The sequence below is a fragment of the Novispirillum itersonii genome, assembly GCF_014205675.1.
Lineage (GTDB): Bacteria > Pseudomonadota > Alphaproteobacteria > Rhodospirillales > Rhodospirillaceae > Novispirillum > Novispirillum itersonii_A.
This window is the reverse complement of sequence record NZ_JACIIX010000008.1, coordinates 67,914-82,968: the sequence shown is the minus strand read 5'-3', so window position 1 is coordinate 82,968 and position 15,055 is coordinate 67,914. Positions and strand designations below refer to the sequence as shown.

The 15,055-nt window shown below is 64.6% G+C and carries 11 protein-coding genes; 4 read left to right on the top strand and 7 right to left on the bottom strand.

Annotated features, from left to right (window positions below):
• The first annotated feature begins 46 nt into the window (after nucleotides 1-46).
• The 4 genes from dxs (at nucleotide 47) to FHS48_RS11600 (ending at nucleotide 4,914) form a co-directional block, all read left to right on the top strand.
• Complete coding sequence (gene dxs / locus FHS48_RS11615; protein WP_184263724.1) at nucleotides 47-1,999, top strand: 1-deoxy-D-xylulose-5-phosphate synthase; 1,953 nt, start codon at nucleotides 47-49, stop codon at nucleotides 1,997-1,999.
• Nucleotides 2,000-2,084: 85 nt separating this feature from the next.
• Entirely contained in the window at nucleotides 2,085-2,693 is a 609-nt protein-coding gene (locus tag FHS48_RS11610; RefSeq protein ID WP_184263723.1) for a MarC family protein, read from the top strand.
• Nucleotides 2,690-3,478, top strand: coding sequence for a TlyA family RNA methyltransferase (locus tag FHS48_RS11605; RefSeq protein WP_311769127.1), 789 nt, complete (start codon nucleotides 2,690-2,692; stop codon nucleotides 3,476-3,478). The genes FHS48_RS11610 and FHS48_RS11605 overlap by 4 nt, the downstream gene beginning before the upstream one ends.
• Nucleotides 3,479-3,657: 179 nt before the next feature.
• Nucleotides 3,658-4,914, top strand: coding sequence for a hypothetical protein (locus FHS48_RS11600; protein WP_184263722.1), 1,257 nt, complete (start codon nucleotides 3,658-3,660; stop codon nucleotides 4,912-4,914).
• Nucleotides 4,915-4,953: 39 nt separating this feature from the next.
• Here FHS48_RS11600 and FHS48_RS11595 read toward each other — a convergent pair whose 3' ends face one another.
• The 7 genes from FHS48_RS11595 to FHS48_RS11565 form a co-directional block, all read right to left on the bottom strand.
• The gene (locus tag FHS48_RS11595) at nucleotides 4,954-5,769 is read right to left on the bottom strand and encodes a DinB family protein (protein ID WP_184263721.1); all 816 of its coding nucleotides are present in this window, start codon (nucleotides 5,767-5,769) and stop codon (nucleotides 4,954-4,956) included.
• 152 nt (nucleotides 5,770-5,921) lie between these two features.
• Nucleotides 5,922-6,494 carry a hemerythrin domain-containing protein gene (locus FHS48_RS11590; RefSeq protein WP_184263720.1) on the bottom strand — a complete coding sequence of 191 codons (573 nt, stop codon included), beginning with the start codon at nucleotides 6,492-6,494 and terminating at the stop codon, nucleotides 5,922-5,924.
• Nucleotides 6,495-6,782: 288 nt separating this feature from the next.
• Nucleotides 6,783-7,202, bottom strand: coding sequence for a response regulator (locus FHS48_RS11585; protein ID WP_184263827.1), 420 nt, complete (start codon nucleotides 7,200-7,202; stop codon nucleotides 6,783-6,785).
• Nucleotides 7,203-7,396: 194 nt separating this feature from the next.
• Nucleotides 7,397-9,328 (bottom strand): ATP-binding protein, encoded by a 1,932-nt coding sequence (locus tag FHS48_RS11580; RefSeq protein WP_184263719.1) that lies wholly within the window; start codon nucleotides 9,326-9,328, stop codon nucleotides 7,397-7,399.
• A 40-nt stretch (nucleotides 9,329-9,368) separates the two neighbouring features.
• Nucleotides 9,369-11,075: a GGDEF domain-containing protein gene (locus FHS48_RS11575; protein ID WP_184263718.1), complete on the bottom strand. Its 1,707-nt coding sequence runs from the start codon at nucleotides 11,073-11,075 to the stop codon at nucleotides 9,369-9,371.
• A complete protein-coding gene (locus FHS48_RS11570; protein ID WP_184263717.1) occupies nucleotides 11,065-11,478 on the bottom strand; it encodes a response regulator in 414 nt (137 codons plus the stop codon). The genes FHS48_RS11575 and FHS48_RS11570 overlap by 11 nt, the downstream gene beginning before the upstream one ends.
• Nucleotides 11,475-15,047 carry a PAS domain S-box protein gene (locus FHS48_RS11565; protein ID WP_184263716.1) on the bottom strand — a complete coding sequence of 1,191 codons (3,573 nt, stop codon included), beginning with the start codon at nucleotides 15,045-15,047 and terminating at the stop codon, nucleotides 11,475-11,477. Before FHS48_RS11565 ends, FHS48_RS11570 begins: the two co-directional genes overlap by 4 nt.
• Nucleotides 15,048-15,055: the final 8 nt, after the last annotated feature.

Below are 15,055 nucleotides of genomic sequence, written 5' to 3'. Positions count from 1 at the left end.
TGCCCGCCAGACCGGTGATCTTTTTCTGAAGCCATAGAGTCTGCCCGTGTCCACTCCCGCCACTCCGCGCCCGGTCACCCCCCTGCTTGACGCCATCGGCTCCCCCGCTGACCTCAAGGCCCTGAAGCCTGAGGAGCTGGTGCAACTGGCGCAGGAAGTGCGGGAGGAGATGATTGACGCGGTCTCCACCACCGGCGGCCATCTGGGGGCCGGGCTGGGCGTGGTGGAACTGACCGTGGCACTGCACCACGTGTTCGATACCCCGGCGGACCGCCTGATCTGGGATGTCGGGCATCAGTGCTACCCCCACAAGATCCTGACCGGGCGACGGGACCGCATCCGCACCCTGCGGCAGGGCGGTGGACTGTCCGGCTTCACCAACCGCTTTGAAAGCGAATACGACCCGTTCGGGGCCGGGCACAGCTCCACCTCGATCTCCGCCGGTCTCGGCATGGCGGTGGCCCGCGACCTCGCCGGGGGGAAAAACCACGTCATCGCCGTAATCGGGGACGGTGCCATGAGCGCCGGGATGGCCTATGAGGCGATGAACAACGCCGGGGCGATGGACAGCCGCCTGATCGTCATCCTCAATGACAACGACATGTCAATCGCCCCGCCGGTCGGGGCGATGAGCGCCTATCTGTCGAAGCTGATTTCCTCCAAATCCTATGTCTCGCTGCGCCATCTTCTGAAGGATCTGTCGTCCCGCTTTCCCGGCCCGGTCAAGCGGGCGGCCCAGCGGGCGGAGGAATACGCCCGGGGCATGGTCACCGGCGGCACCCTGTTCGAGGAACTCGGCTTCTATTACGTCGGCCCGATCGACGGCCACCAGATGGACCATCTGGTGCCGGTGCTGAAAAACGTGCGGGACCACGGCGAAGGCCCGGTGCTGATCCACGTGGTGACCCAGAAGGGCAAGGGCTATCCGCCCGCCGAAGCCGCCGCCGACAAGTACCACGGCGTCGCCCGCTTCAACGTCGTCACCGGGGCGCAGGAAAAGGGCAAGCCCAATGCGCCGAGCTACACCGGGGTGTTCGCCAAGGCCCTGACCGCCGCCGCCCGCACCGATGACCGGATTGTCGCCATCACCGCCGCCATGCCGGCCGGTACCGGGCTGGATGTATTTGCCCGCGAATTTCCGGCCCGCACCTTTGATGTCGGCATCGCTGAACAGCACGCCGTAACCTTTGCCGCCGGTCTGGCCTGTGAAGGCTACAAGCCGTTCACCGCCCTGTATTCCACCTTCCTGCAACGCGGGTTCGATCAGGTGGTGCATGACGTGGCGATCCAGAACCTGCCGGTTCGCTTCGCCATCGACCGCGCCGGAATGGTCGGGGCCGACGGGGCCACCCACCACGGCTCGTTCGATCTGTGCTACCTGTGCTGCCTGCCCAACATGGTGGTGATGGCCCCCTCGGATGAGGCCGAACTGGTCCACGCCGTCGCCACCGCCGCCGCCCATGACAGCGGGCCGATCGCCTTCCGCTATCCGCGCGGGGAAGGCACCGGGGTGCCGCTGCCGGAAACCGGCGAGGTGCTGGAACTGGGCAAGGGCCGCATCGTCCGCAACGGGCGCGGCGTCGCCCTGCTGGCGCTGGGGCCGATCCTGCACCAGTGTACCCTTGCCGCCGATGATCTTCAGGCGCATGGCCTGTCGGTCACCGTCGCCGACGCCCGTTTTGCCAAGCCGCTGGATGCCGCCCTGCTGGCCGATCTGGCCAGCCGCCATGACGTGCTGATCACCGTGGAAGACAGTGCCCGGGGCGGGTTCGGGGCGATGGTGCTGACCCATCTGTCCGACACCGGGGCGCTGGACGGCGGCCTGAAAGTGCGCACCCTCGGCCTGCCCGACAGCTTTATTGAGCATGAGAGCCCGGCCAAGCAGCTGGAACTGGCGGGCCTGACCGCCCGGCAGATTGCCGCCCGGGTGCTGGATATTCTCGGCCATGCCCAGCCGGAAACCGGATCCGCCTCAACCGGGTCTGCCACTCCGGCCTGACCGGCGCAGTCTTCTCCCCCACTCCGCCCCGGTGCCCTTTTCCGGCTCCGGGGCGGTTTTCCCATGACCCGGCAGGAGCACTGACATGACCGTCACATCTGCGGTGATCACCCTGTTTCTGCTGATGGATCCCCTCGGCAACGCCCCGATTTTCCTGTCCGTGCTCGGTAAGCTGGAAAACCGCAAACGCCGCCTCGCCATCCTGCGGGAACTGTCGTTCGCGCTGGTGATCCTGATGATTTTCCTGTTCTTCGGGAAGGTGATCCTGACCTCGCTGGGCATTTCCACCCCGGCCCTGTCGGTCGCCGGGGGCGTGGTGCTGTTTCTGGTGGCGCTGCGGATGATCTTCCCCGGCCGCCATGGCGGCATTGCCGGAAACAGCGGAGAGGCTGACCCGTGGCTGGTGCCGCTGGCGATTCCGCTGGTGGCGGGCCCGTCCAGCATGGCTTTTGTCATGCTGCTGGCGACCCAGGAACCCGGCCGGATGACCGACTGGCTGACCGCCGTTCTGGTGGCGTGGCTGATCGGCGGGGCGATCATTTTTGCCGCTGACTTCGGCCGCCGCTGGCTGAAGGATAAGGGCCTGAACCTGATGGAACGCCTGATGGGGATGATTCTGGTGGTGGTGGCGGTGCAGATGCTGATGAACGGCATGGCCCAATACATGGCAACCCTGAAGGACAGCGTACCGTGAGTGAGAGTGACCGCACCCCACCGGCAAAGGGCGGGGCTGAAAAGATCGGGAAAGACCGGCTGGACCAGATTCTGGTCGATCGCGGTCTGGCTGAAAGCCGCACCCGGGCGCAGGCCCTGATCATGGCCGGTCTGGTCCTCGTCAACGGCCAGAAGATGGATAAACCCGGCACCAAAATCCCCACCGACCGCACGGTGGAGCTGAAGGGGCAGGACCATCCGTGGGTCTCGCGCGGCGGCCTGAAGCTGGAGAAGGGGCTGACCACCTTCGGCATCACCCCCACCGGCTGGGTGGGGATGGATGTGGGGTCCTCGACCGGCGGCTTCACCGATGTGCTGCTGACCCATGGGGCGGCAAAGGTCTATTCGGTGGATGTCGGCTATGGGCAGCTGGCCCACAAGCTGCGGACCGATCCGCGCGTGGTGGTGCTGGAACGCACCAATGCCCGCCATCTGACGGCGGAGCAGATCCCCGAGGCGGTGGACATTGTGGTCTGCGACGCCAGTTTCATCGGCCTGCGCACCGTGCTGGAAACGCCGCTGACCTTCCTGAAACCCGGCGGCTGGCTGGTGGCGCTGATCAAGCCCCAGTTCGAGGTCGGCAAGGACCGGCTGGGCAAGGGTGGTGTGGTGCGCGACCCCGCCCTGCATGCCGAGGTCTGCGACACCATGCGCGACTGGCTGGGCAACCGCCCCGGCTGGCGGGTGGACGGCATCACCGAAAGCCCGATCAAGGGGCCGGAAGGGAATGTCGAATTCCTGCTGGTCGGCCAGTATACCCCCTAAGCCCTGAAAAACAGGGATATCTGATACGCACGGTGATTTGCATCACAGGCTTTTCTTTCAAGCACAATGGGGTATACCCTGAAGGAACAGGGCAGCAAAAGATTCCCGGATAACGGGAGCCTTCATCATAAGACTGCTGTCTGTCCAAAAGGATTCCATAGGGTTGGGGGAATTCTGCCATGACTGAACCGATTGTGACGCTGCGCTCCCTGCAAGAGAGCACGGATCAGGGCGATGATTTTCCGCAGATGGGGCTGGCCAATGTGGTGCGGGAATATTGCGCCGCCACCGTTGGCCTGCCCCGGCTGTATGTCTTCAGCCTGAAGGAGTTCCGCGAAGCCTTCGGCAGCCATTGGCAGGCTGTTGCGGAAGGAACGGTGCTGGCAGCGGAACGGATCCTACAGGGCTGGCTGGGCAGCCGTGATGCCTACAGCCGCCAGGGCGATGTTTCCTTTGTCACCTTTCTGGCCCAGAACCGCTCCGGCGAAGCCGATCAACGGGCCACCACCATTGCCACCGATATGCGTGACCGCCTGCTGTCCGGCCAGCCGGTGACCCTGAAGGGTAACGGGGTGCAGGTAAAGGGAATCTCCCTGTCCGAACTGGTCGACAACGCTGTCGCCCATATGTTCGAGCGCCCCAGCGCCGCCGCGCAGGCCCAGAGTCAGAGCAACGAGATCCTCGCCAAGCTGCACCATCAGCTGTCCACCGTCTATGCCCCGGTGCTGACGCTGGACAGCGGCATGGTGCAGGGCATGCAGTCCATCGCCCGCCGCGAGACGGAAACCGGACGCCGCAGCGGCCAGTGGGTGCTGAACGGTGGCTATGATGATCCGCTGACCGTGGCGGTGGACATGCACGGTCTCGAAAGCCTGTCAGCCCAGCTGAAAGCAACCCAGCCATGGAAGGAGCGGCCGGTGTTCATCCTGCCGCTGCACTTCCGGTCCATGCTTGGCAAAAACCGCGAGCGGATGGTGGCCCAGCTTCAGAAGGCCGTTCCGGCTGACCGGCAGATGGAACTGCGGATTGAGTTGGTCGGGGTGCTGGACAATTTTCCGCTGTCCGACCTGCCGCAGGTGATTTCTGACCTGCGCAGTGTCTGTGGCGGGGTGTTTGTCCGCTCCCTGCTCAGCCATCTGGAGCGGATCGCTCCCCATGCCGGACGGGCTGATGCCGTCGGCATGGACCTGAATGACCTCAGCCGCCACGGGGTTTCCTCCGAGCAGAGGATCCGCGCCTTGCAGGACTTTGCCAATCTGGCCACCGTCTGCCGGGGCCGCCTGCCCCGCCTGCGCTACGCCTGGGGCCTGCGGGATGACGAGGATCTGCGGGAAGCGGCCAAACTGAAATACGCGCTGGTGTCCGGCTTTGCCGTTGACGGCGAAGGCCATGATGCCCGGGTGCCCTACCAGAAATCGGTGAAGGGTCTGGGATAAAGGACGGGGCCGGGATCCCTTCCCGGCCCCTCTGTCCGTTCAGGCCCGCGTCGGTTCCGGGCCGTGCCCCTTCGGCAGGTCCTGCAACTCCGCCATCAGATCGTGCAGTTCCTGCACATGGGTCTGATCGTGGTGGTGGATATCCTCCACCACCTCCAGCAGGGTCACCCGGCGGACTCCGTCCCGCAGACCGGTCCGGCACCGCTGATCCGGCGTTGCCTCCTCCAGCACCGAAACCAAAGCCTGCCGCCCGTCGCGGAACGCCTGAAGGGCCTGCATCGGATCCTGCGCCCGGTAGTTCCGCTCATCCGCCAGAACCTGTCCGTTGACCGAGGGCAGATCGGGCAGATCCTCCCGCAGGATCCGCTCCACGCGGGTGCGGTAGATCTCGTCCAGATCGCGCAGATGGCACAGATGTTCGCCCGCCGCCAGTCCGGACCCCGGCGGACGCTGACCACTCTGCCCAGTGGGAATTCGCGCGTAGAGGGCGGCAATTTCCTCCGGCATCCGCCGCAGGGCCTCCAGCAGGGCCGGAAAGGGAATCACCTCCGGCAGGGGCGTCCACACCGCGCCGTAGGTCAGCAGATCCCCCGGCACCCGCCCGCGCGGCCGCAGAATCTCATGGTGATGACGGCGCATCACATCCGCCACCATCGCCCCACAGAACTGCCGGGCGGTATGGCTGGCCACCACTTCAGGAAACCGGGACTGAAGATCGTGGACCACCGCCGCCACTGCCGGAACCCCGGCGCGGGACAGTGCCGCATATTCGGCATAACGCCCCGGTGCATCAATCAGGGCCTCCAGCTGCTGGCCCAGCGGCGTCGCCCGAAACTCATCAAAACGGGAATGCATCGTAAGCCCCTTCTCAATAACGTCACAAATTGTGATATTATGATTCGTGCTGTTATGAGAAGTCCTTTTTTGCCACAAAACAACGCGCCCCGCCGGAGTATCCTCCCCGCAGGGCGCGAAACAACAGTCTGGCATGGTCCGCAGCAGGCGGATCAGTCACCAAATCCGAACGGAGCCGGGGCCTCGTTGACAATCCGGCTGTACAGCGACCGGGTTTCCGCCCGCCCCTGCGGACCAAACACCGGATCACTGTTATCGCGGAAAGCGGCGTCAATCTCTTCCCAGTCTTCATCGGTCAGGGCCCGCATCGCCAGCGGCAACACGATCCCTTCCTCCTTCTGAAGATGCTTGGTCTGGAACCGCAGATATTCCGACGCCTGCGCCCGGAAGGTCTCCAGCCCCTGCGGGCCGGTGGCCCGGAAGGCCGCCAGCCCTTCCTTCAGGGATTTCAGCGATACCGGGCAGCGCTCGTGCTCTTCCTCCAGTTCCTCGATGATCGCCACCGCCCCGGCATCCCGGTTGCGCAGCAGCCGGAACAGGAACTGGTCTTCCTTCGGATGATGATACACATCGGTGAAGGTTTCGATGTAATCGAGAACATCATCCAGAAAAGCAAAATCCGGCGTATCGCCCGGCTTCAGGCCCCGCAGAATCTGATCCATCATATTGACGATGCGGAACAGATTGCGGTGCTCCTGTTTAATGATATGCAGCGATTCCCGCATGATCCCTGTCGTTCCCTCGGTAGCGGCCCCCAGCGGCAGGGCGGCCTCGCCGGTTATGCCGCTGCACCGCCAGTCTGTTCCGCCAGCCCGGCAAACCGGGCAGGACGTGATCTGGCAACGATGCAACCCTGCCACGGCTTTCTGTCAGGGATCACAATACCGCAAAATTAATAGTGTTTCAATTTTCAGATTTAAGCCTGAAAATATGTATCACGTTAAACCTTCCCCGCCAGGCAGCAAAAAAGCCCCGCAGCGGGGGCTTTTTTTAACCACGGATAGATGCCGGACTCACACCGGGGACAGTTTGACCAATGAACACCAGAAATCCTCAATCCCCTTCACCACATCAATAAAGCGGTCGAAATCAACCGGTTTGACGATGTAGCAATTGGCATGCAGATCGTAGGCCCGGGATACGTCGCTTTCCGCCTGCGAGGTTGTCAGAACAATCACCGGAATCCGCCGCAACGCCGGGTCTTCCTTGATCTCCGCCAGCACTTCCCGCCCATCCTTCCGGGGTAGGTTCAGATCCAGCAGAATCAGGTCAGGCCGCGGTGCCGACTCATGGCGCCCCTGACGGCGCAGAAAAGCCATCGCCTCAATACCATCAGACGCCACATGCAAATGGGTCGGGATCGTTCCCTCCTTGAAAGCCTCGGCCGCCAGCCGGGCATCTCCCGGATTATCCTCGACCAGCAGGATTTCAATGATCCTGTCGTGCTTCACGGTTGTCCCTCTCTTCCTGCCCACCGGACTGTGGCATTCCCGGCAGGGCACACAGGACCCTGCTGGCTGAGAACACCCGAATTCGTTACCCCTGACCCTGCCCTGCTTCCCGCATCAGAACTCAGTACGGTCCAGGTGACAGTAAGCCTTTTCCATCACAGCACAAACAGATTTAGTCAGCCCGGCCCGGATCCGGCGGCCCCCCGGCCCAGATCGTGCAGCAACCCTTCCAGACGGGCGACCAGAGACATACAGCGCCGCTGCAAGACTTCGGGGGAACTGGCCCCGGACACCTGTTCATTTCCCGCCGCCTCCAGAGTCCGCAGGCACTCCACCAGATCGGCCAGCCCGAACAGCATGGCATTTCCCTTCATGGTGTGTGCCGCCCGGCGCACCCCGGCACCATCCCCGGCAGAGACCGCCCGTCGCAGGGCGGAAAGATCATCGGCAACCCCGTTCAGAAACACCGGGATCAGCGCCGCCAGTTCCGGCTCCACCGCCAGTGCCGCCGGAGACGTCTCCGAGGCCGGCTCCGGGGGCTGCATCTCAAGGTCTGACAACGACCGGCTGCTGTCCTTTGACTGACAGTACGTGCGCAGCAGGGTCAGCAGCACATCCTTGCGCAGGGGCTTGACCACATAATCGTTGCAGCCCAGCGCCAGCGCCCGTTCCCGGTCTTCCCGCAGGGCGGTTGCCGACAGGGCCAGAATCGGCGTTGCCGGTCCCCCGGTGGCCGCTTCCTGCCGCCGGATCGCTTCCATCGCCGAAAACCCATCCATCACCGGCATCTGGATATCCATGAAGATCAGGGAAAACCCGGGTTCCTTCCGGACCTTCTCCAACGCCTCGAGGCCATTGTTGGCGGTCGTGACTGCCAGACCGAAGCGTTCCAGCATATCCCCCAGCACCATCCGGTTGAGGTCGGAGTCATCGACAATCAGAATCCGCCCTTCGAAGGGGCGGGCCGGATCCAGTGGCAGCACCTGCCCGCGCGGGGCCTCAATCGGCAGGATCGGGACCGAAAAATGGAATGTCGATCCGACATGCCGCTGGCTGGTCAGAGAGATACTGCCCCCCATCGCCTCCACCAGACGCTTGCTGATGGCCAGCCCCAGACCGGTGCCACCATGGCGGCGGGTGCTGCTGAGGTCCCCCTGAACAAACGGCTGGAACAGCTGCGCCTTCTGGGTTTCCGTAATCCCGATGCCGGTATCGGAGATTGAGAACTCCAGCATCTGGCGGCCATCCGGCCCCGGTTCCCCCCGGGCGGTCACCTTGACCTCCACGTGGCCATTGTCCGTGAACTTCACCGCATTGCCGATCAGGTTGGCCAACACCTGCCGCAGGTGCCGGGAATCCCCTTTCCACCACCGCGACAGACCCGGGGCGACACTGCCGCGCAGGGCCAGCCCTTTGGCTTCGGCCCGGGCCCGGAAAATATCCATCACCGCCCCGGCCAGCTTCCGCAGGTCAAAGGCAACCACCTCGATTTCCAGATGGTTGGCCTCGATCTTTGAAAAATCGAGAATATCATTCAGCAGGTCCGACAGATGTTCCCCGGCCTGAACCAGCGCCCGGACGTAATCCTGCTGGCGGGCGTTCAGCTCCGTCCCCCGTAACAGGTCAATCAGGCCGATAATCCCGCTCATCGGGGTGCGGATTTCATGGCTCATCATCGCCAGAAAGTCGGCCTTGGCCTGCCCGCTTTCCTCCGCCCGCTCCCGCGCCTGCTGAAGCCCCTGTTCCCGCTGATGGCTTGCCGTCACATCCCGCCCGGCAATCACCACATGGTCACTGCCGGACAACCGGCGGGCCACCACTGAAACGGTCCGCCAGTCCCCCGACACCGTCGCACCGCGGACGGAGCAGCGGGCCTCCTCTCCCTGCCCGGACAGCAGGGGATCCAGCACCGCCAGAAGGGTATCCTGATCGTCAACATGGACGAATTCCGGCAGCAGACGGCCGGTCAGCGCACCATCGGCATAGCCCAGAGACCGGGACACCCCCTGCCCCTGATAGACAATCCGGCAGCGGGGATCGACCACCACCACCATATCGCCCAGCGCATCAAGAATCCGGTCCGCCGAAACCGCGGGACTGACTGCCACCGTGTGCATACTCCTGCTGTCGTCCTGTTATCGGGGGCCCTCAGGCCTCCACCCGCACCGGGGTGGCCAGACACACCTGATCCCGCCCCCGGTTTTTGGCGGCAAACAAGGCAGAATCCGCCGCCCGCAGACAATCCCGGACCGTACCGGACCCATCGGCGAAATCGGCAATCCCGGCGCTGACGGTCGCCTGAAACACCCCGTCGCGGCAGGGCTGCTCAAGGCTGCGGAAGGCCCCGGCGATATCGGTAATCACCTGACGGGCCTGCGCCTTCGACGCCCCCGGCAGGATAATCGCGAAGGTTTCCCCACCCAGACGGCCGATGATATCGGTTTTGCGCATCCGCTGCCGCAACAGCCGCGAAAAACCCTGTAGAACGGCATCGCCGGTCTGGTGCCCCCACAGTTCGTTGATTTCCCGCAGGCCATCAATATCCAGCAGGGCGACGGTCAGGTCGGCACGGCTGCGCCGGGCCAGTGACAGTTCCCGCTCCAGCTGATTGATGAAGGCACCATGGGTCAGCAGGTTGCACAGGGAATCCCGGGTGATCAGGGCCTGCATCTCCCGGGCCCGCTGCACCCGGTGCCAGACCGACAGCACCAGCGCATCGGGATCAAACGGCAGGCTGAGGGCCAGATCGGCCCCGGCGACACTGTCTTCCTGCCCATCTCCGTCGCCACCCCCGAGGATCAGGACCGGCAGACTGGTATGAGCCGGATGCTGACGCAGCGCCCCCAGAATATCGGCGGCCGACAGGCCATCCCAGCGGCGCAGCAGGATCAGCAGATCAGGGCGCGTTTCCGCCAGAATCCCCAACAGATCATCAGGCTCTTCCGGCAGGGCACAGGTCATCCCGGCGGCCTGCAACGCATGGGCACACAGAGCCCGGTCCATGCCGCCGTTCCCGGCGATGACCACTGTCGGAGGACGTGGGTCAGGCATGTGGTGAATCCGGTCGAGCAGGTCAACCACCACCGCCGCGTTGACCGGCTTGCCGACAAAGGCGGCAGCCCCGGCGGCCCGGGCGGCGATCCGGCGGTCCAGACTGTCATCATGGTCCATCACCGCCACCGGCACATCGGCCGCCAGTCCGGCGGTCAGACTCGGCGGCAGCAGACCGTCTTCCCCGCAGACCGCGCGGTCCACGATCACCAGCGTGGTCATCCCCGACAGCGAGGACGGCAGCGCCGCCAGATCCCGCCGTACGGTCAGCGCCAGACCATAGGGGGCCAGATCTCTTTGCAGGTGGCCGATGACGACATCATCCTGCGAGACCAGAATGATCTCGGTCCCCAGCCGCAGCGACTGCCGCAGCGGTATCCCCGGCGGCGCAAATCCCGGTGCCACATCCCCGGCCATCAGAATCGCCTCGGCCTGCTCATCGACCGGCTGCAACAGGGAACTGTCTTCCGGCTTCAGGGTGGCAAGGCGCTTCAGCACCGCCCCGGTCAGCAGCCGCAGCTGGGCCAGATCCGCCGCACCGGGGGCCGCTTCCGCCTCGGCCAGTGCCACCAGCGCCACATCCAGCGACAGGGCAACCCGCCCCATCTCCGGGAAGCCCATGCTGCCGCCGGACCCGGCCAGCTGGTGGGCATCCCGACGGAACAGGGCAAACGCCTCCCCCGCCCGGAAATCGGTGTCCAACGCCGCAGACAACGCCTGTAACGCCGCCGTCAGGCTGGCCTGTCGGTCCGGCAGGGAATCACAGTAGCGGGTCAGCAGCCCCCGCAGCTTTTCATTCAGCATCGGTCCCCCCTTGCGTTTCCCGCCACTCAGCCCACAGAGCCCGGACCTGATCCGCCAGCGTCATCGGGTCAAACGGCTTGCTGATAACCCCGATCGCCCCCATGTCCCGATAGCGGCTGACCTCATGCGACTGAACCTTCGCCGTCATGAACGCGACCGGCATCGCCGCTCCGCCCGGCAGGGTCCGCAGCGAGGCCATGGTGGTCGGGCCGTCCATCCCCGGCATCATCACATCCAGCAGCACCATCTGCGGGCAGAACTCCGGGAAGATCTTCAGCGCCTCCATCCCGGAGGAGCAGACCTTGACGGCCAGCCCCCCCAGATCGACCAGAGCCATCAGGGCGATTTCCTGAATATCGCTGTCGTCCTCGACATACAGGACCCGTTCCAGAGGCGCCGTCATACCGTATCACTCCTGTTTTCACCGGTGTCCGCCGCACCCTCTGCGGCGGTTCTGTCCCGGCGACCACGGACCAGCGTCCGCACAATGTCCACAAGCTCTTCGTTACTGACCCGGCTTTTGACCAAAGCCGCCGCAATCATTTCATCCGTCGGCGGCGACCCCGGCAGCCCGGACAGGATCACCACCGCCGGATGGGCCGGATGGGCCCGGATATCGGGGAACAGTTCCTCGCCCCGGCCATCGGGAAGCTGGAGGTCGAGCAGCACCAGATCAAGGTCCCCGCCCTGCGCCAGAATCCGCCGGGCATCCTGCACCGTCGAGGCCCCGGTCAGATCCACCTGCGCCGACAGCACCGCCTTCAGGGTCTGGCGCAGATCGGTGTCATCCTCCACATACAGGGCTTTGGCGCGGCTGCCGCCGGGAACCGCCCGGCGCACACTGGCCATCAGCAGATCCGGATCAATCGGCTTGCGGACCCAGTCATGGATCCCCAAAGCCTCGCCCCGCACCCGGCGGTCATCGGCAATCGCCGAGACCACCACCACCGGCACCTGCCCCAGACTGCCCTGACGGCGCATTTCATCCACCAGCGTCAGGCCGTCGCCATCCGGCAACATCAGATCCAGCGTAATCCCGTCGAAGCGACCCTGTTTGAGCATATCGCGGGCCGCCGTCACCGATGCCGCCACAGAGACCTGATACCCGTCCTGCTGGAGATAATCGGTCAGCAGATCGGCAATCACCGGATCATCCTCCACCACCAGCAGCGTACACGGCGAGGAAGCCTCAGACGCCCCGGCAGCACCGGCAGGGTCGGTCACACCATCCTCCGTCCCGCTGTTACGGGCCGGTTCCAGCATCGGCAGACTGAGGACAAAGGTGGTGCCCTGCCCGGCGGCGGTCTCGAAGGTGATCATCCCGTGATGATGATCAACGATGGCCTTGGCGATCGACAGCCCCAGACCGGTGCCGCCCTTGGCCCGGGTATCGGTGGCATCCGCCTGTGAGAACTTCTGGAAGATATGCGGCCGGAACTCTTCCGGAATCCCCGGCCCCTGATCGCTGACCAGCACCTCCGCCCGGCCATTCCGCCGGTGCAGGGAAACCGTAACCGTCCCGCCTTCCGGCGAAAACTTGATGGCATTGGACAGCAGATTGATCGACACCTGCACCAGACGGTCGGCGTCGCCCTGCACCATCACCGGCTCAGCACCGTTTTCGTCCGGTGCCGCCAGATCAACCCGCACCCCGTACTGAACGGCAAAGGCGTTGATCTCCGTCACCGCCCGGCGCAGCAGAACCCCCAGATCGAGCGGACGCATGTCATAGACCATCCGGCCGGACTCAATCTTCTGCATATCCAGAATATCGTTGACCAGCGTGATCAGCCGTTCGCTGTTGGAATAGGCGATGCTGACCAGACTGCGGGCCTTCTGCGGCAGTTCGCCCACCGCCCCGCCATTGATCAGGCCCAGCGCCCCACGGATTGAGGTCAGCGGGGTCCGCAGTTCGTGGCTGACGGTGGAGACGAACTCATCCTTCAGGCGGTCAATACGCTTGCGTTCGGAAATATCGCGGCAGACGCCGATGAACAGGCGCTTGCCGCCGAACCAGACCTCACTGACCCCCAGCTCCAGCGGAAATTCCTGCCCGGACTTGCGGCAGGCGAGGATTTCCCGCCCGTTGCCGAGTACGCCCTGTTCACCGGAATGGCTGTACAGCGCCATGAAATCCTGATGCGGCAGGGCGGCATCCCCGGCAAACAGCATCGAAACATTGCGGCCGATCATCTCCCGGGCGGAGTACTCGAACATCTGCTCCGTTGCCGGGTTGACTGACTCAATGATGCCGTATTCATCAACCGTCAGAATGCCATCAATAACGGTATTGACGATGCTGCGGAACCGCGCCTCGCTTTCCAGCAGGGCCTGACGGGCCTGACGGCGCTCCGTTACATCCAGCGCTGCCCCCCGGAACCCGGTCAGGCGGTCACTGCCATCCACCACCGGCACCCCGGACAGCCGCAGGATCACCCGGCCACCGTTGGCACGGCGGGTTTCCACCTCGTAATGGAACGGACTGTAACGCCGCAGGGCCGCCGCCACCCGGGGGCGGTCGGCCTCGCCGATCAGGTCCGCCAGCGCCCGGCCCATCAGCTCCGACGCCGCCACCCCCAGCGCGGTGCGGGCGCGGTCGGTGACGAACACCAGCATACCGCTGCCATCGGTCTCCCAGATGAATTCACCGGAGGCTTCGGCCACATCGCGGAAGCGCTGCTCGCTGCGGCGCAGGGCCTCCTCCGACAGCAGGCGCTGGGTCACATTGCGGGCAATGGCGAAGACCCGGCTGTTTTCCGCCACCGCCACCATCGACAGATACACCTGCCCGTTGGCACGGTCGCGGAAACACAGGGTAAATTCCTCCACCCGTCCACCGACCGACAGCCGCAGCAGAATATCGGCCAGCCGGTTGCGGTCCTCGCTGTGGACGAAGTCCAGCACCGACTGCCCGATGATCTCCGTCCGTGGCAGGCCAAGGGTGGTTTCCCACGCCGGATTGACCGACAGAAACCGCCCGTCGGCCTCCAGAACACAGACCGGATCCGGTGACAGCGTGAACAGCCGGTCCCGGTCGCGAATCACCCGTGACACCGGGGCCCAGACCAGAAACAGCACGATCAGGGTTCCGGCCAGCAGGAACAGCTGGCGGGACAGCGAGGCATGCCACTGGCTGTTGGCCTTGTCCCAGGTGCGCATCATCACCACCCGCACCGGCATCCCTGAAACCGCGGCCACGGCGGTCAGGGTGTCGTCAGCATCAAACACCCCGTAGGGGGACGCCGCAGCGGCAACCCGGGCGGCGACATCGCCAAACATCCGGGTCTCGTCCAGCCGCTTTCCGGTCAGGGAGGTCTCATCCCCCGGCACATAGGCGGCGACAATCACATTGTCCGCCGTCACCAGTGCCAGCGCCGCATCCTCATGCCGGCGCGATTCCCGCAGCAGCCGCTGGAGGAAGCCGATATCCATCACCCCCAGCGCCACACCGGAGAAGCGGCCGTCGGCATTGACCACCTCGCGGCTCATGCTGAGGAACCATGTTCCGCTGGTGCGGCCGATCACCGGCGACCCAAGGAAGGTATCGCGGCCATTGCCATGATCGGTGCGGGAGAAATGCACGAAGTAATCCCGGTCGGCAACGTTGACCGGCGGGGCCGGAAAGCCGGTGGAATCATAGACTGAGTTCCCGGCCTGATCGAAGACCACCAGACTGCGGATCTGGCCGGTGAACTGGCTCAGGGCCTCGATTGTCGACTGTGCTTCCGGGTCAATACCGTTATTGCGGCGCAGATTTTCCTGCCGCCGGGCAACGACGGCCACCAGCGTGTTTTCCACCACCTGAAAAGCCGACAGGAAGGTTCCGGTCAGCGCATCCGCCCGGGCGGCCAGCTCCACCCGTGCCGACTGGCGGATGTTCTGACGGTTCTGCCACTCGAACCATGACGTCCACGCCGCCAGAACCAGCAGCGCAATGGCAAAAATCGACAATACAGACCTGTAATCACGCACCGGACCGG